The sequence below is a fragment of the Enterobacter sp. Sphag1F genome (assembly GCF_014193275.1).
GTDB lineage: Bacteria > Pseudomonadota > Gammaproteobacteria > Enterobacterales > Enterobacteriaceae > Pantoea > Pantoea symbiotica.
Window position 1 is genome coordinate 466,782 of the sequence record NZ_JACHZD010000001.1, and the last position, 26,726, is coordinate 493,507.

General features: G+C 44.7%; 21 protein-coding genes. 3 read left to right on the forward strand and 18 right to left on the reverse strand.

Annotation, left to right across the window (positions count from 1 at the left end; all coding sequences use genetic code 11):
- The first annotated feature begins 588 nt into the window (after positions 1 to 588).
- Genes FHW71_RS02165 through FHW71_RS02175 form a run of 3 tightly spaced genes read left to right on the forward strand, consistent with a single transcriptional unit; the run spans position 589 to position 4,099 of the window.
- Positions 589 to 1,794: a hypothetical protein gene (locus tag FHW71_RS02165; protein ID WP_179450392.1), complete on the forward strand. Its 1,206-nt coding sequence runs from the start codon at positions 589 to 591 to the stop codon at positions 1,792 to 1,794.
- Positions 1,791 to 2,243 carry a three component ABC system middle component gene (locus FHW71_RS02170; RefSeq protein WP_179450390.1) on the forward strand — a complete coding sequence of 151 codons (453 nt, stop codon included), beginning with the start codon at positions 1,791 to 1,793 and terminating at the stop codon, positions 2,241 to 2,243. The genes FHW71_RS02165 and FHW71_RS02170 overlap by 4 nt, the downstream gene beginning before the upstream one ends.
- A complete protein-coding gene (locus tag FHW71_RS02175) occupies positions 2,240 to 4,099 on the forward strand; it encodes a DUF3732 domain-containing protein (protein WP_179450388.1) in 1,860 nt (619 codons plus the stop codon). Before FHW71_RS02170 ends, FHW71_RS02175 begins: the two co-directional genes overlap by 4 nt.
- A 63-nt stretch (positions 4,100 to 4,162) precedes the next feature.
- Here FHW71_RS02175 and FHW71_RS02180 read toward each other — a convergent pair whose 3' ends face one another.
- The 18 genes from FHW71_RS02180 to FHW71_RS02265 all read right to left on the reverse strand — a co-directional run bounded on the left by FHW71_RS02180 (position 4,163) and on the right by FHW71_RS02265 (position 26,717).
- Complete coding sequence (locus FHW71_RS02180) at positions 4,163 to 5,356, reverse strand: tyrosine-type recombinase/integrase (protein WP_179450386.1); 1,194 nt, start codon at positions 5,354 to 5,356, stop codon at positions 4,163 to 4,165.
- Positions 5,357 to 5,611: 255 nt separating this feature from the next.
- Positions 5,612 to 6,955 carry a VasL domain-containing protein gene (locus tag FHW71_RS02185; protein WP_179450384.1) on the reverse strand — a complete coding sequence of 448 codons (1,344 nt, stop codon included), beginning with the start codon at positions 6,953 to 6,955 and terminating at the stop codon, positions 5,612 to 5,614.
- Positions 6,956 to 6,991: 36 nt separating this feature from the next.
- Positions 6,992 to 7,447 (reverse strand): type VI secretion system baseplate subunit TssE, encoded by a 456-nt coding sequence (gene tssE / locus FHW71_RS02190; RefSeq protein ID WP_179450382.1) that lies wholly within the window; start codon positions 7,445 to 7,447, stop codon positions 6,992 to 6,994.
- The gene (gene tssJ, locus FHW71_RS02195; protein WP_179450380.1) at positions 7,444 to 7,980 is read right to left on the reverse strand and encodes a type VI secretion system lipoprotein TssJ; all 537 of its coding nucleotides are present in this window, start codon (positions 7,978 to 7,980) and stop codon (positions 7,444 to 7,446) included. Before tssJ ends, tssE begins: the two co-directional genes overlap by 4 nt.
- Positions 7,958 to 9,025 carry a type VI secretion system baseplate subunit TssG gene (gene tssG, locus FHW71_RS02200; protein WP_179450378.1) on the reverse strand — a complete coding sequence of 356 codons (1,068 nt, stop codon included), beginning with the start codon at positions 9,023 to 9,025 and terminating at the stop codon, positions 7,958 to 7,960. Before tssG ends, tssJ begins: the two co-directional genes overlap by 23 nt.
- Positions 8,989 to 10,743 carry a type VI secretion system baseplate subunit TssF gene (gene tssF / locus FHW71_RS02205; RefSeq protein WP_179450376.1) on the reverse strand — a complete coding sequence of 585 codons (1,755 nt, stop codon included), beginning with the start codon at positions 10,741 to 10,743 and terminating at the stop codon, positions 8,989 to 8,991. The genes tssG and tssF overlap by 37 nt, the downstream gene beginning before the upstream one ends.
- Positions 10,744 to 10,792: 49 nt before the next feature.
- Entirely contained in the window at positions 10,793 to 11,227 is a 435-nt protein-coding gene (locus tag FHW71_RS02210) for a hypothetical protein (protein ID WP_179450374.1), read from the reverse strand.
- A 1,080-nt stretch (positions 11,228 to 12,307) separates the two neighbouring features.
- Positions 12,308 to 12,730 (reverse strand): DUF1240 domain-containing protein, encoded by a 423-nt coding sequence (locus FHW71_RS02215; RefSeq protein ID WP_179450372.1) that lies wholly within the window; start codon positions 12,728 to 12,730, stop codon positions 12,308 to 12,310.
- A 1,049-nt stretch (positions 12,731 to 13,779) separates the two neighbouring features.
- Complete coding sequence (locus FHW71_RS23995) at positions 13,780 to 14,217, reverse strand: DUF1240 domain-containing protein (protein ID WP_179450370.1); 438 nt, start codon at positions 14,215 to 14,217, stop codon at positions 13,780 to 13,782.
- Positions 14,207 to 15,463 (reverse strand): PAAR domain-containing protein, encoded by a 1,257-nt coding sequence (locus FHW71_RS02225; protein ID WP_179450368.1) that lies wholly within the window; start codon positions 15,461 to 15,463, stop codon positions 14,207 to 14,209. Before FHW71_RS02225 ends, FHW71_RS23995 begins: the two co-directional genes overlap by 11 nt.
- Positions 15,464 to 15,491: 28 nt before the next feature.
- Positions 15,492 to 17,072: a type VI secretion system protein TssA gene (gene tssA, locus FHW71_RS02230; RefSeq protein ID WP_179450366.1), complete on the reverse strand. Its 1,581-nt coding sequence runs from the start codon at positions 17,070 to 17,072 to the stop codon at positions 15,492 to 15,494.
- Entirely contained in the window at positions 17,072 to 20,488 is a 3,417-nt protein-coding gene (locus FHW71_RS02235; protein WP_179450364.1) for an ImcF-related family protein, read from the reverse strand. The genes tssA and FHW71_RS02235 overlap by 1 nt, the downstream gene beginning before the upstream one ends.
- A gap of 20 nt (positions 20,489 to 20,508) precedes the next feature.
- Positions 20,509 to 21,735 (reverse strand): hypothetical protein, encoded by a 1,227-nt coding sequence (locus tag FHW71_RS02240; protein WP_179450362.1) that lies wholly within the window; start codon positions 21,733 to 21,735, stop codon positions 20,509 to 20,511.
- A 33-nt stretch (positions 21,736 to 21,768) separates the two neighbouring features.
- The gene (locus FHW71_RS02245) at positions 21,769 to 22,311 is read right to left on the reverse strand and encodes a M949_RS01915 family surface polysaccharide biosynthesis protein (RefSeq protein ID WP_179450359.1); all 543 of its coding nucleotides are present in this window, start codon (positions 22,309 to 22,311) and stop codon (positions 21,769 to 21,771) included.
- Positions 22,312 to 22,398: 87 nt separating this feature from the next.
- On the reverse strand, positions 22,399 to 22,857 hold the full coding sequence (locus tag FHW71_RS02250; protein ID WP_218889016.1) for a hypothetical protein: 459 nt from the start codon (positions 22,855 to 22,857) through the stop codon (positions 22,399 to 22,401).
- A 220-nt stretch (positions 22,858 to 23,077) separates the two neighbouring features.
- Positions 23,078 to 23,665, reverse strand: a complete 588-nt coding sequence (locus FHW71_RS02255) for a hypothetical protein (protein ID WP_179450357.1) — start codon at positions 23,663 to 23,665, stop codon at positions 23,078 to 23,080.
- Between the two features lie 171 nt (positions 23,666 to 23,836).
- Positions 23,837 to 24,550: a hypothetical protein gene (locus FHW71_RS02260; RefSeq protein ID WP_179450355.1), complete on the reverse strand. Its 714-nt coding sequence runs from the start codon at positions 24,548 to 24,550 to the stop codon at positions 23,837 to 23,839.
- A complete protein-coding gene (locus FHW71_RS02265) occupies positions 24,537 to 26,717 on the reverse strand; it encodes a M23 family metallopeptidase (protein WP_179450353.1) in 2,181 nt (726 codons plus the stop codon). Before FHW71_RS02265 ends, FHW71_RS02260 begins: the two co-directional genes overlap by 14 nt.
- Positions 26,718 to 26,726 lie beyond the last annotated feature (9 nt).

Below are 26,726 nucleotides of genomic sequence, written 5' to 3' on the forward strand. Positions count from 1 at the left end.
TTCAATCATTGAATGCTATCTGGTAACAATTAGAACCGGTCAGGAGCCGAAAATTATCTGCCGCAAACGCAATCATTAGGCCTGTGAGAATGGTGTTGAAGTGAGTTAATACAATCGAGCTAGCCAACGCGGGATAGTCTTATTAAATGTCTTAAGTCAACTTTTTGAGATGGATGCCTCAATGAGTACTGGTTCAGCAATATCGTCCACTTTGGAAAATTACTCATTTCGGGCGGTAGGATTTTAACGAGCAGCATCCACATTCGTCACTGAGTTGTAAGACGTTATTGAGCTTGCAGCACGTTGCCGATACGGGAAAATTTGATAGCGAGGAATTAGATATTACTAGCTGAAGAGTGTATCTGATGCTGGAGCCAGGACATAGAAAATTCCGTGCATAATTCGTAGACACTTTAATTACTTTGCATTATCATCCAGTTTACTAACATCAAATATTGCTACAATGCCATGTTAACGCCAATCGCTAATTTTAGTTAAACTTATACCTCAAATACCCCCTAACATTAAGAAAATTAGAAAGCTAAACTACTAAATTTAATTTTTATTTCAATTAATGAGCATAAAGGCATGAATCATTCCGATAAAATCGCTGCAGATAAAACCTCATTGGGATTTGAATTTCAAGATTTAGTTTACGTTGAAAAACTCATTGAGTTGAAAGAAGGTCAGTCCTTAGGGCTAGAAGTTCATGATGACATTCACATTGAGATGGTGGATAAGTCAGGTTTGATTGATAATCTCACTCTTGTTCAAGTTAAACATTCGGTTAATTCTGGAAACATCACAGATAGAGACATTGATCTTTGGAAAACAATATACAACTGGATAAATCTGCTACCTAGCCTCCCGAAAATTAATAATATTACGTTTCAGTTATTCACAAACAAAGCACTAAATAGCCAGCATTTTATTAGCTTATTGAAATCTAAATCGAAAGACTTGGAAAGTATACTTAGTCATATTCGCATCACAAATACAGATATTTTAGAAGCCGAATCAAAAAAGGAACAAGGTGACCCACCCAATCCTTTAGCTAAATTTGTAAGCTGCGTATCAGAAACAAATGACGAAAAGTTAAATTTTATTTTTGAACGCTTTGAGTTTCATTCTGATGACTCATCTATTATTGAAAGAATTTCTTCATCACTTAGACATTTTTCTGTTCCAGAAGAACAAATTCCTGACACAAGAAAGTATGTAATCGGTGCATTTAAAGAATCTAAGTACTCGACCATTAAAGAAAATAACAAAGTTATCATTAGTTATGACGACTTTAGAACTAGAATAGGTTTCAACAGAATTATTAGGTCAGCACGGGCGGAAGAAATAGACTTTGATCAGTTCGTTAATATTTATTATTCCCATGATCGCCCAGATAAATTATCTTTTCTTGATAGTGTTTTTTTTAGTCAACTTAAGGATATTGAGATTGATGATGAAGAAATTATCGATCGTGGAGTTGAAATGATTTTGGCAGAAAAATTCATGGCATCGCTAAGAGAGAAAGGCACTTTTACAGCACATGATGATTCTAAATTAGAAAAAAAATCTATTTCTGAATGGAATAATCTGCACAGACGACTGCACAGAAATTCAGATTCAGAAAATGATAATGAATCCTCTGTTCAATGTTACGACGCAACTATGGATAACAAGCTTACAGTTGAAGGCACTGAACTACCAATCAACTTAAGTTGTGGTAAATTCATCAAGCTTTCAAACTCTCCTTTAATTGGCTGGAGAAAGGATTGGCGGGGAAAATTTAAAAAATGAAAGCGTCATCTCAAAATGAACTAATCGGTATTGTTGCTATGCAAAGTGCGTTAACACATATGCCTAATAATTGTTTAAATATGGCAAATGCAATGCTTGTACTTCCTCTCATTTTCGATAAGAATATCAGGTCGATTCTTAAAAGGAAGAATAGTTTAACATTAAGCAGTAAAGATCTATTATTATCTTTCCCCGCTGATTTTGTTACTATAGCTACACGTTATAATGATTTAACGCTCACATCAATGAACACAATACTTTTTGCACTAGAGGTGGGTATGATAACCTTTAAAGATGAAAGAATCTCACTCATAAATAAATTGTTTTCTTTAGATGATTCTAAAATTGGTAAAACTGCTAAAGATATTTTGCTGGCAGGACCTAAGTTATCTTTAATTCTTGAGGAACCATCAGAAGAACTCTATCAAAATTTCAGGATTACGTTATGAGCAACATTCAAATATCAAACGTTATTTTATGGCAAAAGAATGGACTTAGGAGAGTTTTAGAGTTCAAACATAATAGTGTCAATGTAATCACAGGGGATTCAGGGAAAGGTAAATCTTCTGTGCTTTTTATTATTGATTATTGCTTGCTAGCGAGTGAAACCACTGGAATTTCCAAGACCAACATCGACTCAAAAGTCGATTGGTATGGCATAAAAATTTCAGTCAATGGTAAAGAATTAGTAATATCGCGTCCGTCAGAAAGCAACGGAGCAACAGATAAAGCATACTTTAATGAGAATGGCTCAATCCCTGACTTGCCAATTTTAAACATCAAGATAGAGAATCTAAAAAAAATACTAAATAATGCATTTGGTATCGATACTGAATTGAGAGTTCCGTATGGTGGCCGTTATATTCAGACTCATTCGAAAGTTTCATTTAGGAATTTTCTTGCTTACAGCTATCAAGACCAAAGTACTATGGTTGCGCCAGATCATCTTTACATTCGACCTGCAGATGGTCGTTATCAAGAAGCAATAGAGAGAACGTTCCGTATGGCGATCGGGGCTGAAAATGTAGATACTGCTATTTCAAGAAATCGACTTGACGAAATTGAAAAGAAAAAGGATTTCCTAATACGTAAGAAAGAAATCATAGAGAAAACTGAGCATATTTTCTATGACGACGTTAATTTCCTCTGTGAGAAGGCATATTCCTTTGGGATCATAAAGGAGATACCAGAGTCTTATCAAGAAAAAATATTAATGCTGAAAGGGCTAATTGAAAACCCTGTAAATATAACGGACCATAGGGCTCAGATTAACAAAATTGAAAATGAAATATTTAGTTTATCAAGTAAAAATAAAAAATTAAAAAGTTTCATTGAAAACAAACCAAGCTTCATTAGTGAACTTAAAGAGAATGAAGACACTCTGAAACCAATTACTATTTTCAATGAGGTCTCTGATAAGTTATTTCCTTCTAAGTTCGCTTCATTAGTTATTGAAAAATTACAATGCGAATTAACTGACATAAAAAAATCACTTAGAAATAAAAATAACTTTCCTTTTATGGATGAGGTTTTGGAATCACTCAACAAAAATAAAGAAAAAATAAAATCATTGCAAAACTCTTTATTATCTTTGAATGTTTCCTCTGAAGACACATATACCCCAAGTATTTATTATCGTTTTATTGGGCAACTTGAAACAAAACTCGACTTTTACAAAAAAAGTACAGGAGTTACAACCGATTTAAATGTTGATCAATTCAATAATGAAATCGAAGCACTCAAAAAAATAGTCGATAACAATGAAGAAAAATCCAGTATAGCTAAGCAAAAACTAAACGAGCTGATTAACAAGCGGATACGTAGCCTACCATTAAAGGGCTATGATGATTTCAAAGCTTCATACTACGAAAAAGAGAAACTGATCCATCTACACTCATTTGATCTGGCTCAATATGAAAAAATGCCAGATGTGGGTAGTGCGTCTAACTATTTATATCTGCATATAGCCCATTTCCTCGCAATTCATGAAATAGCAAAACAACTCAAAATTTCCTGGATACCTTCTTTTTTAGTTTTGGATCAAGTCAGCACTCCCTATTTTTCCAGTGATGGGAAAGCTAATGATGATGTTCGAAGCCTTGATAAAGTATTGTTAGAACTAAACAAGTTTACGTCTGAAATGGATAAATATGGTGGATTCCAGTTTATATTGTTAGAACATATAGATAAATCACACTGGACTTCCCTTAAGCTAAATAAATTTCATCTTGTAGATAGAGAACTTCGCGATGGTTATGGTTTGATCATTGAAAAGCCGATGGCCCCTCCCCCACTGCTTAGTTAAAAATTATTTTGTGTTTAATGTCAGGAGGTCTTTTATTCTGACATTAAACATTAAACTATTTTTTTAACTCATATTTGTCATTATAAAATTGCCCCATTCCTGCATCATAGGCCGCCGCTGCTCGAGCAAGTCTGTCCTATGATAAGCCGCCTCAACCTTGTTCTCTACCGCATGTGCCAACGCCCTCTCAGCCAAATCTCGCGAATATCCCTGCTCACTGCACCAATCACGAAAACTTGAACGGAATCCATGTGCCGTCGCTACCCTTCCCTCAATATCACTAGGTGCATCCACCTTGCGCAGGAATGAAGTTAACACCATATCGGACAACACCACTTGCTTACGCGGCGATGGGAATACCAGCTCATCATGTAATCCCTTCAATCCTTCAAGAATTGCAATCGCCTGATCAGACAACGGAACTCGATGCATTACACCGGCTTTCATTCTATCCGCTGGCACTGTCCAAATTTTCTTTTTGAAGTCAATCTCCTCCCATCGCATAAACCTCGCTTCACCAGAACGGCACGCAGTCAGAATCACGATCAGCAATAGCGCTCGAGTCACGTTGTAGCGCTCATCGGTTTGCACATGCTTTGCAATGAAGCCGGGAATCAATTTCCATGGCATGGCTGGATGATGCTCAGTGCGCGCACTTTGCTTTGGTAATAGATGGTCAACGACATCCACTGGGTTCGCGGTACAGTGTCCATGTGCCCAAGCCCATTGCATCACCGCATGGATGCGCTGCCTCACCCTGCTGGCTGTCTCTGCGAGCGTCAACCAGATCGGACGCAACACATCCGCAATCATAGCCGGAGAAATGTTCTCGATTGATACAGAACCAATCCGTGGGAACACATAGCGCTCCAGCGATGATAGCCATTGCTTCTCATGCTTCTTATTGCGCCAGCCTGAAAGTTGCTCCTGATGCACTTTCCGCGCAGCTTCTTCGAAAGTGGGTATTTTGACTTTTTCCGCTTCAATTCTTTTGAGCTCAAGCGGATCAATGCCAGCCGCCAGTTGCTCACGCATTGATTGAGCCAGTTTTGCTGCCTCAGCAATGCTGGTCTCTGGATAAGTGCCCAACCCTGCGTTACGGCGTTTATCCGTTACGGGACTGACATAGCGTAAGACCCATTTGCCATGCCCTTTAGTAGAGGATGCGTGAAGAGTTAACCCGGTGACGCCACCATGCGGCAACGGTTTATCATCAGGCTTAATATGCCTGGCTTTGGTGTCGGTAAGTAATGCCATTTTGATTACTTCCTGCTCAAGCTGGTATGCCATCCAGTATGCCATTTATATTGCACTTCTACTGGATGGCCTGAAACAGATTTGGACGAGTTTATGGATAACTCACTGTTATAGTGAGAATTATTGGACAGGTTTGGAATGGAAAGGATTTGAATCAGGCGGCCCCTCTCACCGCCACATTCTAAAGAAGAGCCTGAACGAAAGTTCAGGCTTTTTTTTGCCTGTTTTCTGTTAGATCGCGGATTTTGTTAGATCCTATTCTCTTGCAGATGTGACTAACTCTTGATAGCTGGCGATAAGCTGCTTCAAGTGCATTTCCGCTTGTGCTAATTGATGTTGTGGAACCTCACCACCTGATTGCTGCAAGACGCGCAGTTCCTCTTCCAGTGGCACCGTTACGTTGAACGCCTGCGTCATATCATAGACCGCTGTCTTCAGTTCACTCACCGTCAGATATTTACCGCGTTTCTCATCCAGTTCGTTTAGGCGCTGCGACAACATGTTTAGCTGCTCCATGCCCTGCTGCCATCCCTGCATTTTCTCAGCAGGCAGCGCTGCCGACTTAATTTGCTTGTTCCAGCGTGCACTCATCGTTTTAACGACATCCGAATCAGGCAATAACAGGCTGGCCTGCATCACCAGCGCATTGCCGTGCTGCAGATTCCAGTCTGGCGATGCGCCCTGCAGCCAGTTTAGTTGCTGCTGCGTTTGCTCCAGCCATGCACCGTCGTTAAGCCATTCAGGGGGATTAGCCTCCAGTTCAGCAACCATTTCAGGCTCAAGCGGTGCTGGGATTGGCGATACCGAAGCCAGTAATTCCTGCTGCAACGGAGATTCATGCTTGGTGTTTTGCTCAACGAAATAGTAAGCGACGAACATCAGTGACACGCTCAGCAGCGTTGCGCCCACACCACTAATAAACGCCCGATGGCGCAGCCGCCGCAAATCGGGTGCAGGCGCTCCCGTAGACGGAACATAAACCCAGCCACTGACTTCTGCATCTGCTAACGCCAGTGCGGGCTTCTCAATCGGCGCGATTTCAGACCGCGTAATCACGGCATCAGACGTTAAGATATCGCAGCGCTCTAGCATCACCACTGCACTGCGAATGCGATCCAGCAGCGGATCGATCTGGCTAAGCTGTCTCAGCTCAAGACGTTGCAGATGATCGCCAGTCTCGCTGAGTAAGCGCGCCGCCTGGCTGAGCGCCGTTAAGTCTGCTTCGGTTATCGTTTGTTTACGCAGGAACTGCTGCAACCGACGACACAGTCCCGCCAGCAGTTCGATACGCGCGTGCGCCTGATGCGGCCACAGCGTCGGCCATTCGCGGGTGACCAATGCCACCAGCACTGCCAATCCTTCCGTCATACCTGACGTTCCGGCACTGTGCGCACGCGAAAGCGTGTACCAAACGGCACTTTGCAGTTCTACACCGTTTTTTTCAAACAGCGTTAAACAGAGTGTGGATACGTGCGGCCAATCGACATCCGGGCGCGCCGGATGCGTGAGTTTCTGCATTTCATGACGCAGCGCAGCATATTCCGCAAACGCTCGTGGATCGCCGCCGGTTTTAACAAACCGAGGTTGAGATGAAGTCATTGCTGTGTTCCAAAAAGCCCTAATCAGGCTAAAAAGTTAAACAGATGCCCTGGCATCAAGGTATTGCTGTTGCTTCATGTGGCGGATCATCACGCGGCCTTCCGGCATAAATTCGGTGCCGAAGCGCACCAGTCCGCCCTCTTTGAGTTCGGCATCAATGGCATAGCGCAACTCGCCGGGCATGCTCTGTTCCAGTAACACCACCTCAATGCGCTTCAGGCGCGGCTCGTATTTCAGCAGCACCTCAGAGAGCGTATACAGCAGCTGATGCGCGGTGCCGGGCATGCCCTGCAGGATGCGCGTCATATCGGGCAGGCCGTAATCGGGGATATGCGACAGCGATCCGGCGCGGGTATTGAGGATGCGCTGCATGTTATCAAGCACGGAAAGGATCACCTGATCCTGCTCCTTCACACGGTCCAGCTCCAGCCCACCCGCGAAGCTGCCTTTCAGCAGCTCATACAGCGAAGGTTGATGGTTGCCGCCACTCATGGTTTTGCCTCGCTAATCAGGCGCAGACTGTTGCTGCTTAACTCAATCATGCGCGCTTTATCCGGATCCAAATCGTTGCGCTCCAGCACCAGCCGCCAGCTGTTTTTCGCCATATCCGGCTGCTGGAACAACGCGACCACCGCGACAAATCTGGCCTCTTTTTCCATTGGCATATTCAGCGACACATCGCCGCCTGGCGTTAGCACCACATCACGATCGGCGAGAAGTTCGGCTTTGAGCACGTCCGCCGCATCGCCGGTCAGTTGCTGATACACCGCGCCGTCAAAGGCTTTGCGCTCGCTGACTTGAAACACGCGCACCATCACCGGCTGCGACAGCGGATTATGCTCGCGGCTGTCGCTGTTGAGGCTTTCACGCGCGCTGAAATCAAGGTGCAGGGTTTTAATCTGCTTGTAGAAAATCGCGTCAAACGCCGCGACGGATCCATCGGTGACTTTCTGCTGCAAACCGCAGCCGCCAAGCAGCAACAGTGCGCTGCACATCATAAATTTAATCGAAGTGGTAACTGACACGTCGCTGCTCCTCGCAGGGTTTGACCGGGCGCATGCCTGCATAGCAACCCAGTTCAGTAGTAAAAGTTTGGGGGATGTCGCTGCACGCTTCGTCCGCGCCCAGCACGCCGGTCATGCCGAGCCAGAACGGCGCATCGCCGAGTTCCGGCGGTGCCAGCAGCTGCGTCTCCAGACACAATCGAATCCGCGCCCGGTAGCGCCAGCCGAGATAGACACGCAACATCACCAGAAAATCCTGATACAACTGGCCGTCCGGCAGCCAGCGTTCGGCTTCATTTGGACAAGCGGTTTGCAGCTCAATCAGCAGCTGGCTGTTGGCATCCATCGCCTCATCGCCGAGCGGCGCGTTGCCATCCAGTACGAACTCGCATTCCAGCGGATGGCTAACCGGCACCGGACGCAGACAGTGCGGCTGCACGGTCACCGAGGTGTTCGGCGCAAGCAAACGCACCAGCGCGCGAATGCCCTCTTCCGTTCTGCCCGGCTGGCGCATGACGCCGAGTAGCGCCAGAAAGCGCGAAACCGGCGTGGCGATATGCTTGCCGGTGCCCGGAATGCCCAATCCCACCAGCCCGAGCAACGACTGCGAAGTGCTGTCGCCACCGCCCACCTCAAAAGTTGCCGGATACGAGTATTTGCGCCAGATGCGATAAAACTGCGTCAGGATGCGGTGGTTAAAAATATCGAGAAAGCCCTGCAGCGCTTCATGCCCTTCATCGCGCTGGGTGATGTCATCGATATAGCTGCCGGGCAGCGGCGAATCCACGCCGTACAATCCGAGGAAAGTGGTGCGCACCACTGGCGGCACGGCGGCATCGGCTTCGTTGTACTCAAACGCCTTCAGCTCACCCGCTGGAAACCCCATGCCGGGATGCGGCAGTAAACGCACCGCATCGTTCTGCGGTTTGCTGGTGCTACCGAGCGGCGGCTTGTCTTTATGCTGATGCTCTATCAGCTGGCAGAAGCGGTAAAAGTTCAGCCGCGTCAGCTCCTGCTCCAGCCGTGGCGTCAGCCGGAGATGCGGCGATTGTGCTTCTCTTCCCATTCGAGGCGCTCTCCGGTTGGCTGCAGGATTAAAATCAGACGGTTAAACAGGTGAATGTCGGTATAGAGCGCGAAGAAGCGGCTGAGCATTTCGCCAAACAGGCAGATATCGCCGCTGCCGGCAAAGCCGCTGCTGTCGAGGGTGATTTCAATCTGCACGCCACGCAGCAGATAACCTTGCTCAAAGCGTTCGGTCTCTTTGTGGCAAACGTGCAGGATGGCGTCCAGGCGGCGGCGGTTCATTTCGCTGTGCGTCCAGTCGTAGAGCGCCAGCGTGCCGCGCAGCACTTCGGCGTTGTCCATCATCCACAGAAAACTCGAACCAAGGTGGCTTAACACGCGCCAGTGGAAGCGATCACGATTGGGCGGATAACACGGCAGCGTCGGCGCGCACAGGTTACGCACCTGCATCGCCACGTCGGTGCTGCTCACGGCGGTATCCAGCAGCGTGCTCTGTAGCGCGCGACGCGGCAGCTGGCCGTTGGTGCCGGTGACGCTCACCGACAGGCTTTCGTTCTCCGGCAGGCTGTGATTATCAAAGGCTTCGCCGCCGAGGATCATCCAGGTTTCGTGCAGCCCGGACGGCCCGCGCCGCACGCGCGTGTGGAAGTAATGCTCCGGCGCTTCATGACGCAGCATGCCGCCTTTGTGGCGGAAGCTGCTGAACGGCACGTACGGCAGACCTTTCGAGGAAATCACCGAATCCACCGAGTAGATTTCGGTGTGTCCGTCCTGCACGCGCATTGGCCGCAGCATATATTCGGTCTGCAGGCCGTTGATCATCAGCGGATCAGATTCCATCGCAAAAAGGTTAATCACCGGCACGGCGTTGAGGCGCAGATGTTTTTCGCTGAACTGAAAATCATGCTCCCAGCGCTGCGCCAATACCACATCGAGTTCAAACCACGGTAGCGACGCAGGCAGTGCAATCTGTTCCAGCCCGCGCAGATTCACCGCCATAAACTTCTCGCGGAAGGTGAAGTATTCCAGCAGCAGCTGATAGCCGCTAAAGCTGCCCTCATCACCCGGCCACAGCCGGTCTTCCTGACTGAAGCCCTGCGCGCTGAAATGCCCGTCAAAGCGGCGGCTGTCGGTTTCACCCGGCAGACGCAGCGCGATGCTGGCGACGTTGAGCGTTAATGCTTCGTGCAGCGCGCAGGCCAGCGGCGCATCGGCATTGAGGTAAAGCGGAATGCGGCTGACGTCGATACGGCTCCAGTCGGCCAGCGCGCCGCCGTTGAAACGCAGGCGAACAACTGAGCGTCCGGCGGCATCGGTGGTTAATTTTGCCGACTCCAGCGCCAGCGGCAGCACCTGCACGTCGCGTGTGGTGGTGTAGCGACAGCGCGTGCCTTTTTCACCCACCGGACGTGAGATTACTTCAAAGCCGCGCGCCAGCAGCATCGGCTCCTTCATCTCGCGCCAGTCGGGCGTGAACTCCACCACCGACATCGACGGAATGGTGCGCAGGTAGTGTGGCCACAACAGGCTGACCAGACCTTCGGTGAGTTCTGGCAGGTCATCGTCGAGCTTTTCGCGCAGGCGACCGACTATAAAGGCAAAGCCTTCAAACAGCCTTTCAACGTAGGGATCGCGGGCGCCAGCTTTGTCCAGATTGAGCATCGCTGCCTGTTCAGGATGGGCGCGGGCAAACTCTTCGCCGGCTTCCTGCAGGTAGCGCATTTCAGCGTCGTAATAACGCAGAGTTAAATCGTCCATAATTATATTATTTTTAAAGTGCGTTAGTTAGATGTTCAGAATTTAAAAATCATTCTGATGCGGAGTTTAAATATTTATAACAGAAGATGGTTCTATCGGGTCGAATGGTGGCCTCATCCTTTTTGATAATTATCGTGACAGAACATACACCCGGTTTAGTGGTGATATTAAAAGTATTATATCCGCTATTTCTGTAAGACCATTCATCTCGTTTTCCTCTATACCACCCAAGACTGATAACTCTATTTGGTTTGTACAAATCTGAGTAAGCTAGCCGAATATGTGCTGTTTCACCTATATTAATCCGAACAGGTCTCATCATGGCAGTAACCTCTTCAATCTCCGGCTCAACGCCATCTTGAGAAACCCCTGAGAAAAGGTATACAACATCATCTGTTTGGTTGTAGACAGACACTGAAGGCTTGGTTAGTTTTGCAACTTGAAAAACTAATATTATTGCAGTTATTACAAGAAGTTTATTCATACGCAATTTTTGCAAAATCCATCTAAGGCATAAATATTAAAGTCATTAACTCATTTTTTCTGACATTATTTATAACAGAGCTCCATGTTCTTAACATACTCAGTAGCAGCTCCAGACATCCATCCTGAAGGAACATCCTTGCAAGAGTCATAACTTTTATACTTCAATATCGAAACATAGGAAAAGGCATCAAAATTGATGTGATAAGAGAAAATAAACATATCCATTTTAAATATGGCATATCATGATTCACCTTTTTCCAGTCCACATTATGTTCTACGGTTAATGATAAAAAACAATGTACAGAGAACGTTAATGTCAGTGGGGTTAAAAATAGGCTGGCTTACATCTGTGAAAAAGCGGGATGTTCTTAAATTAAGGCATTTTGATATTTCATGAATCCAAAAATTAAAGAGATGAAGATGTCATTAACATCAAAATGAAAATTAAAATATTGCCATTGCTGTTTATTTCATTTTAATAACCCTTTAAAATGAGATTATCGAAAGTGTTTCCTGAACAACTTCTAATTTTATTCATGATAACTAACTTACTATATATTAATATATCATCCGCCATTAGCTTTCACATACTCAATAACTAAAAAATCCAATATTTATAATGTAATGTATGTTGCAAGTTTCATTTAACACAGTCTGAGAGTAATCTTACATATTCAGTAGCCATACCAATAGTCCAGCCTCTGGGATTACCTGAGCAGATAAGATACCCTTGACTAACAAGGTGATTCTTATAAATAACGACAAACACGAAGATAAAAATAACATACCCAACCAATAAATATATAAACACTCTATTTATTGCTTTAAATTTCTTTATTGCCAAATTCTCTCCATAACGAAAAACCATATACAAATAAATACAAGGGAATGATAAGATCACGGGCGAGAATGGATATAGTAATTCGTAAGGAGAGAAAACGATCCGTGCACCGAAAGAAAAAGCCTCTTCAAATGCTTTTATTCCCCCCCAGACAGAGCCGAATGAAAAAATAAACCAAAAAATCAATGAACTAAAAAATCTACATTTAGCACTTATCATATCTAACACCATTTAAAATCATTTATTTTTATTGCATAAATCTTTACTTATTACATATTTTGTTGCCATTCCAGGCATCCATCCAGAAGGAATACCCTTGCAAGTGGTATAACCTTTATACTTCAATGTAGAAACATAGAAAAAAGACATCAAGATTGATGTAATAATAGAAAATATACACACCCACTTGAAATATGTTATGACACGATTCACTTTAACCAATGCCACATCATGTCCAAAAACCAAAAATGAATAAAACCAATATGTGGGAAATGGCAACGTCAGCGGAATGAAAAATAAGCTAACTGACATCCATGAAAAAATAATCACATCCTTAAACTTAAGATACCCTGAAAGTTCATCAATCCAAAGGTAGAGAGATAAAATAGAAATTGACATCAAAATTAAAATTGAGAATAACGCTCTTGCTTTTTCTTTCATTTTAATAACTTTCTTGGATAATATCATTAATCGTATTTCTTAAATAAATTCTAATTTTATGCTCGATAACCAACTTACTTTTTTCAACCAGTTATTCACTTTTAGCTCTCATAAACCCAATAATTGGAATTAATCGATGGTAACTAAAAGATGTATGTTGATATTTCTACTTAACACAATTCGAGAGTGATCTTACATATTCAGTTGCCATACCAATAGTCCACCCTCTGGGATTCCCTGAGCAAATAAAATAGCCTTGGCTAATGAGGTGATTCTTATAAAGAACAATAAATACAACAGCACAAAAAACATAACCAACCAACAAGCATATAAATAGTTCATTAATTACTTTGCATTTTTTTTATAGCTAATTTCTCCCCATAACGAATGACCATAAACCAATAAATGCAAGGGAAGAATAAAATTATTGGTACCAGCGGCAATGATAAAGCATAGGGAGAGAAGACAATACGTACTGCAAATGAAAAATAGTTATTAAATGATACTAAAGCCCCCCAGCAAGAACCGAAAGACAATATTAACCAGAAGATTACTGACACTAAAAACCTACACTTTGCATTTATCATATCAGACATCATTAACAATCATTTATTTTTATTGCACAAGTCTTTATTTATTACATATTTCGTTGCCATTCCTGGCATCCATCCTGTTGGTATGCCAGCGCAACTATAATAATCCTTGCTATTCATACTACTAATGAAAAAAACTTTAAAAGAGAAACCTTAAATAAGTGACAAAAAAATCCCTGAGAGTATTATCATCGCTGCAACTTTCTGATGCTTATCATTCATACGCTGCCCTTTAATGAAGCCATAAATACCAGATAACCAAAATGGCAACATTATAAATGCGGATAAAGTTAGAGAAACGAGCCCTGTTGAGTATGTCAATACATCAGGAAATGCCAAATACTCTTTTGTAGAAAGGAAACCGATATAAGAGGCAATTATAGATATACCACACATAATTACACTCCAGATCAGAAGCATCACGCGTACAGCCAATGAGAAACTATACACCGAGAATTAATCCTTTCTCATGTAACAAAGTTCTTTAGATTTTACGTACTTTGTTGCAGTCCCTGGCATCCATCCTGAAGGAATTCCTTTGCAGATTAGATAACCTTTTCCTTTCATCTCTATTTTATAAAAAACTATAAATATAATGCTTGCAGAAACCAAAATTATGCAAAGCCATTTAAAACATCCCATGTAACCTTCAATGATTTTAAGAGCTTTACTCTCTCCTTTCAAAAGAAACAACGAAAAATAACTTATAGGGAAGATCATTGCGAATGGGAGAATAACAAGTGAAACTGATAACCAAGAGAAAACAACAATATCACCAAATGAGAAATAATTGCTAAAAATTTCATTCGCCAAGTAAATACTTGCAACGCTCATTATAAATGCAACTATAATAGCAAAGAACGGCCTAATATTTACTTTCATTTTAAAACTCATTTCTTACGATCTCCTTTACTTTGTTTTTTATGTATTTCTTTGTTTCATATAAAATAACTTCCCTTCCTTTAGTCAGCATTTGTTCAGCATGCATAGCACCCAGATCTAGCAGACCTTGCTCCGTTTCCCGAGCCACATTTGCAAATTCCTGCTGGGCTGACTCTATGTATTCTACAACTTTATCTTTTGCACCGAATTTATCATCCAAATAGTTGAGTGCTATTGCAGAAACGCCGCCTACTACAACAACAATCACAAGATTTACAGCTATGAGTGGTGTTACAAAAAGGGCACCGACACTCCAAACAACTGCTGATGAAATACCAATTTTAACGACATCAGTAGCCAAACCGCCCAAAAACTCTGCAAAAGATGTTTCATCATTTGCAATATAATCAATTGTACGAAAAGCTGCCGCTATATAGAATGTAACTCTCGCCCCCTTAACTATGGACTTTGCCAGTCCATATTTACCAATACCTATGTCAATAACCTTAGGATTTTTTATGGCAAAAACTGGAGCATTTAATATTTTCCTAATCCCGGGATAGCCACTTATTTTTATCAACTCGGTTCCTTTATGATTAACATAGAAAGTCGCTGTTATCATGAAACTTCCAAGCTTATTAATAATTCGCGAAGTAGATATTACCTCTTTTATGTTAGCTAAATAATTGACTACTATTTCCCCTGGCGCACTTTGGCTAATATACATCCAGCCAGACTTCCACGATCCCCAAGAAGCCAACACCTCAAATGCTTCTTCAAGCGTAAGCAGCATTACGTCTTGATTATTATTTTTCAGCATCGACCTTAGCGCCATATCTGGCAGATCATGCGTGTTTCTCAACACAGGATAATCAGGCACAAACCCAGAAGGTACTTTTTCGCCCGTTAAATAAGCCGGTAATGGTCGCGCTACAGGATTTGAAGCAGATGATTCACTGGCCGTTGCAGAGCCGCCACTCGCCTTCTCATAAGTATCCTGCAGCATCGATGGAATAAACTTCGCCTTACATGGGCAAGTGCTTTCGCTGTCTAACGTACCTGCCATACGGCGGCCATGAATGGTGTCATTAACAATTCCACCCGCAATAAGAAAAGTGCCGGGATGTTTACCGCAAAGAACCCGATCTTTTTCACGCACAGCCGCCTTGCCAAATATTGTATGGTCAGTTGCGCCCTCAATGATTTGTCCGCCGCAGGTGGTTTTATCCCCCTGAACTAAATAAAAACCTTTTGCCATGTTTCACTCCCTGAGTAGTTGTTGTGGCTTAACCGCACAACACGGCGGCACGGGCAGGATCGATAGTGATCAATCCCGAGAGCAGCGCGTCCATTTCTGGTTGCAGCCGAACTCTGTCGCTCTCGCCCCGGGCGGCTTTCACTCGCAGCAGTTTGAGCCTGCGCGCACGCACTTCGAACATTAAGTCAGGTGACCACTGCGGTAATGTCAGTCCATCTGCTTGGGTATTCAATTCTCCCAGCAAATGCAGCGCCATATCGTTGCGACCAAACTGTTCGCATACCCGAGCCATTAACAGGCGCAACAACCATTGATCGCGCACGCTACTGACACCCGGCCGCAATTGCAGCCAATACAACGCCGCATCCACACCTTCCGCATCCGCTTTTTCCAGTGCTTCAGCTTCAAGTGAAAGCACATCGCTTTCCGGCTGACTGCCGTTAACCATCGTTTCTGGCTCATGATAAGCTCCGCCGCCAGTGACACGTTGAGCGATCCAGTTGAGTGTGACGTCATCAGCAAACGGTGTGCCGTCGGCGAAGGTCAGCGTTTCCAGCCCTGGTAAACGCAGCAGCAGCGCATTGAGATCCTGTTCGATAATGGTCGCCAGAGTGCTTTCTTTATTACTGCGGGTCAGTGCTTCCCACGCATACCATTGCAAATCGAGCCACAGATGATTAGTTGCCTGGCTGAACAGCGAGTCCGTCAGCTCAATTAGTTCAAGCCAGCTTTGTTGCAGATAAAGACGTTTTAAATGTGCGCGGTGCTCGGGTTTCGGTGTCAGCAGGCGCGTATTGCCGCCAGCACCTAACGCAGGAAGCTGTGTCATGGTGTCCCAGCGCACACTCTTCATCAAATGATGCGCGGCTAACCATCCACCTGGTTGTTCGCGCAGATAAGTCGCCAATACTTTGGCCTGCGCTTTGAGATTTTCACCTGAATTAACTGGCTTGAGTGATGACGCATCAATATCACGTCCGGTATTAAATTCTTCAGCACTGTGCTGTGGAACCATCGCGTCAGCGCCCCCGTTCTGGGCCAGCCTGATCTCCAGCGCGTTAATCAGAGGCTGAATTGTCGTACGCTCGTCCTCCTGCAATGCTTCGCTTACCAGCAGCAAGCCACCGCAAATACGTCGGGTACAATCTAAATCGGCTTCCGGCCACAGCGATAAACTGTCCAGCATGCGCGCACTACCTAACCAGGCGAGTGCGGCTTGTCTGCTGCGCGGACGCTGCGGATGGAGTTCAGTGCCGAAGTGCTGCAACGCCGCCGCCAGTAATTCAACGCCTTCAGCCAATCCGGTTTCGCCATCCTGATGCAGCCGCGCCCAGAGATAAAAGGTAATGATGCGAATATCTTTGCTGACAGAATTAAGCAGTGGCTCCGTCAGTGAAGTGATTAACGCAGTATCAATGCCGGAGAGTTTGTTGACCTCTTCACGGATCAACAAAAACTGGTCGTCATAGGCGGGATCTGCACCGCAAGGCGCTTCTGCCGCGATAGGTTGTAACCAGTTTGACCAATGATTCAGGCGCTGCTGAGCATCAGCCCGCAGCGTAGAAACTTCGGCTCCACACGCGCCGATTAATACATTAATGTCCGCCATTATTCCGCTCCATCCATGTCTGTGGGTATTTCATCCATTGCCGCTTCGCGCGGTGCCATCGATTGCGAGGCGGAAACCGCATCAACACTGAATATCTCGTCTGGCAGCGCAAATCCACGCAGCCGCAGCAGCGCCAGCGGGCCATTGCTCATCTGCGTGCGCAGCACCCATTGCAGGTTGCGTTTATCCGGTGTGGCAAAGTTCAGCATCCACTGGCTGCGATCCAGCCGCTGACGCTTACCTTGCTCTAACCAGCGGATAAAGCCCCAGGTTCCGCTGTAATCACCGTAAATCTGCCCTCCATTACCCACACCTGTCCAGGTGAGCAGCGTGCCGGGTTTTAAGTTCTCGCCTGGCCAGCGCATCGCCTGCCATTCCGCCATCTGGTTAAAATAGCTCAGCATCTGCCCGTCGATTTTCAACTCGGTTTTCACCACATCAGGTGTCGGACGCCCCTGAAGTTCAAAGCTAATCCCCTGCGTGCCGTCGGTGAACAGGATATCCGCCAGTTCACGCAACTGATTCACCGCTTTAAGGAAGGCCGGGTTAAAGGTTAATCCCTGACTGTGCGCACTGTCCGGCACCCAGCGACTGCCCTCTTTCTGCAGCACACCACCGAGGCGACCGCTAAGGAAGCTGTCGATGCGTCCAGCATCTTTTCGAATGAACTCGGCCAACATGGGTAGTGATGCATCACTATTGCTGGCTGCAAACGGATAGCGTCCGTCAAATGCAGTGCGCCAGTTTTCGACGATCGAACGTTTCCATTGTGCATTGAGGCTGACAGCAGAAGGCTCCAGGATGGTTTCCCACGCCTGGTTCAGCGGCTGGACAAAAAATGTCTGACCAAATCCACTCCACTCTTCGCCCAGACTCGCCGCCATCAGGCTGCCGTACTGCTGCGTATCGGTGAGATCGACGCTTTTGCCCTGGAATACCGTTTGCGCCAGTGTTTGCAGCATCTCCTGAGGGTCTGGCGCAGCCGCAACCTGCTGTAAACGCAGGCGCACGCGAGTTATTCGAGTAAGGAAGGTTTGCAGGCTTAGCGTGCTGTCGGCAGCCATCAACTGTGCACCGCTGCTTTTACCCATCAGTGCCAGCAGTGGGCCAAAAGTGGCATCCAGCGGGCCTTCAGGTCCGCTGACCTGCTGATCAATCGCCGGTTTCTCTTTCTGGCTAATGAGATCTTTGGCCGAGTTAATCAGCGTATCCGACAGCGCTGCGCGCTTCTGTCCGGTTTGTCCCTGCCAAGCCACCGTGTTCATCAGAGCAATCAGCGGCGACTGACGCACATCGCTGAGCAGCGTCAGTTGATCGGTAACGTCTGCGATATTGTTCGCCGGATTGAGGCGCAGGCTATTGAGGAAATTCAGCCAGCTGGCAGCGAAATCGGTGAAGTAGCGTTGCGTCAGACGCGCCTGAAGTGCTTCCGGGGAAACATCCTGAGAAACCGCACTGCGGCTGTCACTCAGCACCCAGTCAATCTGATCACGCCGCGCACTCGCCGCCTTCTCAATTTCCTGACGTACGCCGCCTTCCCACGCCTGGCGGGTGAACATGCCCGGCACCGTTTCATCGCTGGTAAACAGGCGACGCGGATCGGTGCCGGGTGCCATATCTTCCAGTGAAACATCCGCATAGTTGCGGCGCACGGCCTGCAGAACGTTCTGATATAGCGTGCTTTCGGCGTTGCGTTGACCAATCTGTTGCAGCAGCACCTGACGCACCTGAGCCAGTAAAGCCGCATCGGCCTTGATGCCCCACGTTGGTTGCTGAGAAAGATTCGCGGCGTAAAAGAACCACAAATCCGGTGACAGACTCTGCCACAACGCCGTAGAAATGCCGTTACGCTCCGGCTGCACTGCCTTCATGGTTTGAACAAAGAAATCGGGCTCGGAACGGTTTGGGCGCGACATCATCAGCCAGGCTTTGAGCTGGTCATAACCCGGTTGTGCCAGCGTGGCGCGCAGCGGGCTGGCGGGCGGTAGATCAGCCAGCCGCGTCAGTTTCGCTTCAAGTGCTGCTCGCGCGGGATCGCGAATTAAGCGGTTGCCCGCCACGGCATACCACGGTAACAACGCGGCATGCAGTTCCTGCGTGTGGCTCAGCCCAAATCGCTGATACCACGGCGAGCGGTGCGCCAGCCAATATTGCTGCAGGCCAAGATCGTTGCGCAGGCCGTGCAGGGAAATCAGCTGCTGATCATTAACGGCGGGATTCGACACTAGCGTCTGTGCTTTTTCCGCAGCACTGACAATCTGATAACGGTTGATGCCAAACGACACCATCATTCCTGAGCCCCACAGCAGCATTACCCCCATCAGCGCCCACGCTAGCGTCTGTTCCCAGGGCAAACCGGTGCGCCTGCCGCGCATTTTGTCCTGGCTGATGCCCTGCCACAATGCGCTATCGCTTAGCGCATGTGGATGCACGCTCGCTGAAGCATGCGCTCTCTCCGGCAGACTGAATACCAGCCCGCGCAACGGCATTTTGCGCTGAGATGCAAACCACGGCGCCAGACGCTGCTGCCATTGCTGGTTTTGATCGGCGAGTTGCTGAGACAGGCGCAGCAACCAGTCATGGCTGCGCTGTTGCGAAATCTGCGTCATGCCCTGCTCGCGCAGCAGCGGGATGAGGTTTTCAATCTGTGTGCTTACGTCTTCGGGAATTGAGCGGGCGCTGAAAGTCAGCCCCGGCGCGTTTTGTTCACGTTCGTCCTGCGACCACGCACTTTGGCTGAGTTGCCACAGCCAGATGGGCGCCTGCCAGCGCAATGCAGCACTGATTTTTTCCAGCGAACGGCGATAAACATCACTCTGCTTAGGCGATAGCGTTTCATCCGGCTCTAGCAGATGAACAATGCCATCAAGTGGGCGGCTGCGGCGCAATTTGCGTGTTGCTGCAAGTATTTCGAGATCTGGCTCGCTGCTCAGGCTACCACCGTAAATCAGTACGGTGCGATTACCTTCCAGCCATTGCCGGTTCGATAAGCCGGGAACCAGCGCCTCAACGGCTGCCTCTTCACCGGTCACCAGTAGCACACGAACCTTGCCGCGCCAGAAAAACTGATAGCGGCTACGCAGATGCTGTTTAAGCTCCTTCAGCATGGCTTGCGCAGGAGACGTCGAGGTCGCGTCTTTCTTCGGTACGAGAACATCATCACCATTGACGCCTTTCAACTGCGCATCAAAGGCTGATTTTCCGGCCTGACGCATCAGCAGGATACCAATGACAGCAATCAGGAAACAAATCACGGCGAGAGTCAGCGAAGCCGCCATCCAGCGCTGCTGAATTGTACTTTCGTTAACCAGGCTGACGCTTTCTGGATGTTGCCAGCACACAAACCACGCCAGCAAAGCCAGTGCAGAGAGCAACAGCATGATCAGCCCGAACCAGAACTCGGCTGATTTGGGCATTAATTTTGATAAGAAGCGTTTCAAGTATCCCTCTCGTGCGGCGGCGTAACGGGCGAAACCGCCACGCTCCACATGTCATCCGTTGAAGTGTCCCCGGTAATAATCATCTGGGGACGATGGGTCAGTGTTGCGGCCTGGAATGCAGCCGCTATTGCCAGCCAGGGCGCAGCGGCTCCAGCATGGCCGATTGATATATCCGGGGTAATCACGTTTTCCGTTTCCACGGCTTCAACCGGAAACGCCTTCAAAACGCTGAAAGTGGACAGGTATTGCTCTTCCGTCACGCCAGCGATCCACAGATGCTGCACCAGACCACTTTCAAGCGGGACATTGTCCGCCGCCTGTTTCAAACATGTGGCGAGATCGTTATCCGTATTGAGGTCTGGGCGGTGCAGCAGAGCCGCCGGGCTGATCGTGTGTTGCGTCATTCGGTTGCCGAGCAGCAGTGCCACGCCAGCTTCCGCGCTGTCTTTTACCATTGGAGGATCAATCTGTAGGGCGATAACCAGGAGTAGCGCGTCGTCGGTGAATTGTTCATTCAGCCACTGGTTAATTACTGCAACACCCTCTCCGGCAATAAATTCAATTGGGTGAGTTAATTCGGCTTCGTGAAAGACATGAGTGATTTCGTTTTTTACTTCTCGGATGCTGACAGAAGAGGAAATATTCAGCGCTATTTTTATTGTCTTCTTGGTATCCAGCTTTTCAAGTTGCGGAATAATGGAAGACAGCAGATGATTAATGGTATGGCACATCACTGCATGCGGCTTATCAAACGCCTGCGAGGCAATCTGACTGTGATTCACACCACCGTTTCCCTTTCGGTCACTCTGTGCCCGTCTTGCACCGCTATTTTCCATAAGCGCTTCCAGCGGCGTGGGATGATAAATATCCGGTGAATGACAGGTCAGATACTCTGCTGCCAGAATTTGCAGCGCTCGACGACTCTTTTGGGTCTCATAAAGCAGCCACCGCTCACGCTGATTATCCTTCCCATTGGCAATAATATTCCCTGCCAGCCAGACAAGTAGATAGCTGCCAAATATTATTATCCAAAGCGCTATGCCACCGCCGATAGCCAGCCACCATAATATGTGACTCTCGATGGATTGCCCTAATAATCGGGTAGTTACTGTGCTCAAGACCATTAGAATAGCCAGCAGGACCAGCCAGCGCCCGAATTTTATGGGTTGAGGCCGAGGTGATATGGGTGGCAGTTTTTTTAATGAGTATTTTTTATTTTGCATATGAACGCTCGGCCAACTGGTTCTCTGTAATCGCTAGTAAAGTCGAATAGAAAAAGATGGCCATTTATTAAGCATGTAATTCAGGAGTGGTTTGTTATTTCTGAGGTTATAGTCAGGTTTTGGAGGATCTTCACCTCCGTAAGTATTCTCATCTGGTGTAATTATTTTTTCCTCACCTCGTAATGCGTACTTCTTTCCATCCTGATAAGCCAAATATTTAATCTCGCCGGGATCTACTCCACCTACACAAAGTAATCGATATGCAAACAATAAATAATTCCCTCCATGATCTTGTAAATCAATAAACTCAAAGGTCTCGGGATAAATGGTGATATCGTAGTCAACTGGACAGGCTTCTACTGCATCGCGTACTTTCCAGCTTTGCACATCATTTATGATCCCTTCACCAGAAAGATAAATGGAACCAACATCCTCTCCTTTTAGACCATTTCTGACATTAAGATTTACCACGTTGTTGCCATTGCTGTCAGTCCAGGCGGCTTTGAAAGTGCTTTCCTCTGCAGCAGAGTTAAACGCAGGTAATATTAACAAGATTACAGCTGAAATTTTTTTCATTAACACCTCATAAACTTACTTAATAAAAGCACTTCGTTAATAATCCTCTATGTATCATCCATTAATTGACTTATAAAAAGATATTATTCAGGGTTCAGATGGAAGGATTTTACCTTCGATAGACTTACAAATGGCATTCCCCATATCATCGGATGAAATTATTCTTTCTTTTTTTATAATAGTTTTACGAATTTCATTTGGTGATGAAAGATCGAAAGTATAAATTATGACACTCTCATCTTTCAAATCGTATATCATTGCACCATTGAAACCTGACACTCGGTCATCTTGAAAATTGCTGAGTTTCTTAGCCAACTCTTTTCTGGACAAATCAGAATCAATTGCACTATCTATTAGGTTACTATCAATATCTTTTGGAATCGTATTCAAATATACAGTACTAATGTAAGGTACATAGTCATCCGGTGTACATGATGGAGTTTTAGGATTATCAACACCATAATAATTTCTAAAATATCCATCAAATACATACTTTATATTTTTAGCATTTGTTGTAGGCTGTACGAAAAGTGTTATGCCGCCCACCGATCCTGAATAGCTATAACTCGATAAAAAAAAACCAAAAAAAAATAATAATATCTTTCATCGTCCACCACCCTCATCATTGTTTGATTTAACTTTGCCACCGAATCCGAATAACTTGTTATTTACTTTATCCACTTTTATTTAATATATATAAGATACAGATCTTGAATAATTGAAGGAAACATCCAATTCTTTCATCTTGGCATTTGCCGGCCTAAATTTAACCCCAATCAATAGCCATAGTATTGAAGAGATTATTGACAGCTTTCAAAAAAATAATTTTATTTTTTTCTTTAAACTTCGTGGGTTGAGAACCATATACAGCGGCATGGTTATCCTTCGAGTAAAAGAAAGCATCTTTGATTATACTGACATCATTGTCTTTTTTGTCTTGAAAAATAACATCTGAAATAACCAGCGCTCCGTTAGGCCGAGGATAATAATATATATTTACACTGGGAATCAGATTAGATAGATATTTATACTTTTGTTCTTTATCAGTAATGTTTTGAATGGTCTTTTTAAGTTCATCTTCATCATATCGATAGTTTTTACTCACTTTATCCCAAATCAGGTAACTAGCGCCGCCTGTAGCATAAGCTTTTGGTGTCAGATTAAAATAGTCCTTAAGCCCTTTGAAGTAAATTGGCACTGGATTATCGCGACAATCTGTTTTAAGAGATGCTTTTTTAATTTTTGAATAATCAAATTCAACACTATTGAATTTTATAGTCCAACAATAGTAAATGTCTTTTGCATGCGACAGCGGCGCAGCCATAAAAAGGATAAATGAAAGAGCAAAATACATTCAACAACTTCTTTAAACAATTAGTTGCAGAGATCATTTGTGAACATATTGATTCTATTTTCGAGCTAACTATCATTTTATGAAATCACTCAAACTGCTAACCATTAGCAAGATAAATTTCATTACCGTTTTTTTTAAAAATTCATTTAAGCAACACTTACTCATCCGAAATCAATAAAAAAGGGAGTTACATTTCCTTTGATTATCAATGTCATTTTTGAATATGACTTTAACCTTCTTTTTTATATCCCAAACGCCAGGAAATGAATTCGTTGTACAATCCACATCATATGGTGCCACATACTTCCCATCAAGTGATATTTTCCCAATGTAAATTGATTTACCTGTAGAAAAAGAGTCATCAACATCATGTTCTCCTGACGATAAATCCTGCCAAAAGCCTTTACCTGATAAAATATTTTCTTCCCCATTAAAAGTCGAGATTATTGCTTGATAAGTCCTGAAATGCGCATCAATAACCACTAATGCTAATATTAACTCCTCTTTAAAATTCACATCCACTACAGAAGCGATTTTTGAATCAATAAAAGGGATATCGTAAAATTGTAACGATTTTCCATGGCAGAATTTAATATCATTAACTTTTAAGTATTTATTGCCAGGCGCAATTAGCACTCCAACCTTATCACTTGTCAAAGATATAATACCCGCACCCGAACTCATAGTCTTTTGCCAGTTTTTAATCGCACACGAATACTTTGAATCGTTGATAGTATTTAATACATTCATTACCCCATATTCTTTTCTACTTAACTGTATTTCTAATCCATCGATATTTATTTTATTATAAGACTCTCCCCATGAAGAGAATGAAATAACCAAAAAAAATATAAACATCAACTTAGGATTATTAAAAGTCATCACCAATCAACTCCTTTGCTCTTTTCGTTGCAGTTTTTCGTTGTGCCAATCCCAAATCTGCACCATTTATTAAAGACGTCACACTCAATGCGATAATATCATCATCTGAGTTATTCAACTTATCCGCATCCATTACTTTAATTACACCCTTTTTAAAACAGCAAATAAAAAAACCACCTGTATCAATACAATTGTAAGCATTTTCTGTAATTTTATGGGGTGAATCAATATTTGGTGGTCTTTTTTTCATTTTAGCTTTATTTTTCTTCTTATATTCTGAATCAGTCCACCATGAGCTATCATAATCATCTTTGTTAAGCCAGCCCCGATATACCCAATAGCTTGAGTATGTATCTAAACCAGTTAACATTTTAAAACCCCTGCCACGAAATTTTTGAGCATCAAGATCACCACAGTTACCATTTTTCCAACTATAGGATCCAGCTATATATCCTCCACGAGAGTTATATTTTTTTCCTGAATAATAATTATCTATTTCTGCATCTTCAGAACCATACCAATGACCCAATTCAGAAGTTTCATTTAAGGTAGAATTATCCACTATTCGCCCTCCCTTTTGCACTCCATTATCTAAAATTTGTATTTGACTGACTTCTTGCATAGACAGCAGATATCCGGATTCCACAGCTCCTTGCCCTAGGAAATGGCTAATCCTATTAAGATTAAATAAGTTATACTTCCTCATAATTATATTAATATCCAAATAATATTCTTCCGTAATCATCTCAATGTCATTTATTGTCACCTTTGATTTTTTGTTAGTATTTTCAGTCATTACTTCTTTAATTAACCTACAATCCATCCACCCACATCGTCTAAAGTGTTCAATAAATGCTTTTGGTTCAAAGCTCCAAACTTTTTCAGATGGATGGCCATTTCCATCAAAGCATAGCGCCTCAACATGATTTTTAAACTCGTCATAATCGCTACTGTTCATTCCAACTCTTTCCTCATTAGCTTTCTTAAGCCATGAAAAACGAGATTCAAAAGTCCCGAACCCCCATTCAAAAGGAAACTTACAAATCACCCCCCCTTTAATTTCGGTATAAAAATCTCCTTCTTGCATTTTTTTTAAAACTTCTGAATTGCACTGACTATTTGTATCACAGTCATCATCAATTAGATTCCATCCCATCCAATGAGGAAAATCAGCATCACTGAATTTTTTGATTGTATCAACAGCAAAATTGACGACACCTTTCCCCCCTGGATAGTTTATCGTCATCCATAAAGGTGCATCTGCCGGAACCAACTTTTCATGATCTACATTTATAACCCTTCCAAATCTTAGTAATTCATAACCTGCACTTGGGCAATTTTTATAACGAGACTTAGCGGTTTTATAAAGATTATATTCATATTCTTTTTCATCAACATCAATAAGCGCTTCACCGACCGTAAAAAAGCGCCCTTCAACATTTTCATCCTCCTGCCTCGTTACCACGGTGCAACTTCCTTTAGCCAGAGTCATGCTGGCATACAAAGGTACCGTACTGGTATGTAATTCACTAAGACCTTCAGTGGCAGTGCTATTGTTCTCGGGTGTTTTATTATAAAATTTTGTCCCGACAGGCAAAACAAAATGAATATCGCCATAAACAGCATCGGTTCGACCATCACGGGTGATATCCAGTTTCTGCGTCTTTCTTCCGGTTAATTTTTCAATGTTGTCATCGTCACAAAATATCTGAAAGTGGAAGGCATTTTCTCCATCCACCATGCCAGATGTTCCTAATGCATCCTTACGATATATCAGAGCATCACTTTTAATGGCTGCGTTAAGTGATTTCAAATGCATATATAACGAGTAAAAAACCACCTTGCCGTTTTCACCACTGCCAATTTCCGTTTCATGTTTCAGCAACACATAACCATTGTCAGTTGCACCATTCAGATTCAATGGCTCAGCACATTTTGCTTCGTCATTGGCAGGAGTGCGAAAAGATACGACCTTGCCATCTGCAATTGCCCTAACTTTTTCTGGGCTACTGCTGTTATCCGTATGTTTAATATGAATTCCGCCATGCCATGAACCGGCTGCACTAACAGGAAAACCTCGGTGTACGTCAGAAGCCATCACACGACTAATCCATGCGGCATCCGTTTCTGTAGCAGATTTGGCTTTTAAAATGGGTGGACTGATGATCATTTAGTGACT

Bases quoted from the DNA above. Each gene is read 5' to 3' on its own strand.
- FHW71_RS02165 (WP_179450392.1), top strand. From the start codon at position 589: ATGAATCATTCCGATAAAATCGCTGCAGATAAAACCTCATTGGGATTT.
- FHW71_RS02170 (WP_179450390.1), top strand. From the start codon at position 1,791: ATGAAAGCGTCATCTCAAAATGAACTAATCGGTATTGTTGCTATGCAA.
- FHW71_RS02175 (WP_179450388.1), top strand. From the start codon at position 2,240: ATGAGCAACATTCAAATATCAAACGTTATTTTATGGCAAAAGAATGGA.
- FHW71_RS02180 (WP_179450386.1), bottom strand. From the start codon at position 5,356: ATGGCATTACTTACCGACACCAAAGCCAGGCATATTAAGCCTGATGAT.
- FHW71_RS02185 (WP_179450384.1), bottom strand. From the start codon at position 6,955: ATGACTTCATCTCAACCTCGGTTTGTTAAAACCGGCGGCGATCCACGA.
- tssE (WP_179450382.1), bottom strand. From the start codon at position 7,447: ATGAGTGGCGGCAACCATCAACCTTCGCTGTATGAGCTGCTGAAAGGC.
- tssG (WP_179450378.1), bottom strand. From the start codon at position 9,025: ATGGGAAGAGAAGCACAATCGCCGCATCTCCGGCTGACGCCACGGCTG.
- tssF (WP_179450376.1), bottom strand. From the start codon at position 10,743: ATGGACGATTTAACTCTGCGTTATTACGACGCTGAAATGCGCTACCTG.
- FHW71_RS02210 (WP_179450374.1), bottom strand. From the start codon at position 11,227: ATGAATAAACTTCTTGTAATAACTGCAATAATATTAGTTTTTCAAGTT.
- FHW71_RS02215 (WP_179450372.1), bottom strand. From the start codon at position 12,730: ATGAAAGAAAAAGCAAGAGCGTTATTCTCAATTTTAATTTTGATGTCA.
- FHW71_RS23995 (WP_179450370.1), bottom strand. From the start codon at position 14,217: ATGAGTTTTAAAATGAAAGTAAATATTAGGCCGTTCTTTGCTATTATA.
- FHW71_RS02225 (WP_179450368.1), bottom strand. From the start codon at position 15,463: ATGGCAAAAGGTTTTTATTTAGTTCAGGGGGATAAAACCACCTGCGGC.
- tssA (WP_179450366.1), bottom strand. From the start codon at position 17,072: ATGGCGGACATTAATGTATTAATCGGCGCGTGTGGAGCCGAAGTTTCT.
- FHW71_RS02235 (WP_179450364.1), bottom strand. From the start codon at position 20,488: ATGCCCAAATCAGCCGAGTTCTGGTTCGGGCTGATCATGCTGTTGCTC.
- FHW71_RS02240 (WP_179450362.1), bottom strand. From the start codon at position 21,735: ATGCAAAATAAAAAATACTCATTAAAAAAACTGCCACCCATATCACCT.
- FHW71_RS02245 (WP_179450359.1), bottom strand. From the start codon at position 22,311: ATGAAAAAAATTTCAGCTGTAATCTTGTTAATATTACCTGCGTTTAAC.
- FHW71_RS02255 (WP_179450357.1), bottom strand. From the start codon at position 23,665: ATGTATTTTGCTCTTTCATTTATCCTTTTTATGGCTGCGCCGCTGTCG.
- FHW71_RS02265 (WP_179450353.1), bottom strand. From the start codon at position 26,717: ATGATCATCAGTCCACCCATTTTAAAAGCCAAATCTGCTACAGAAACG.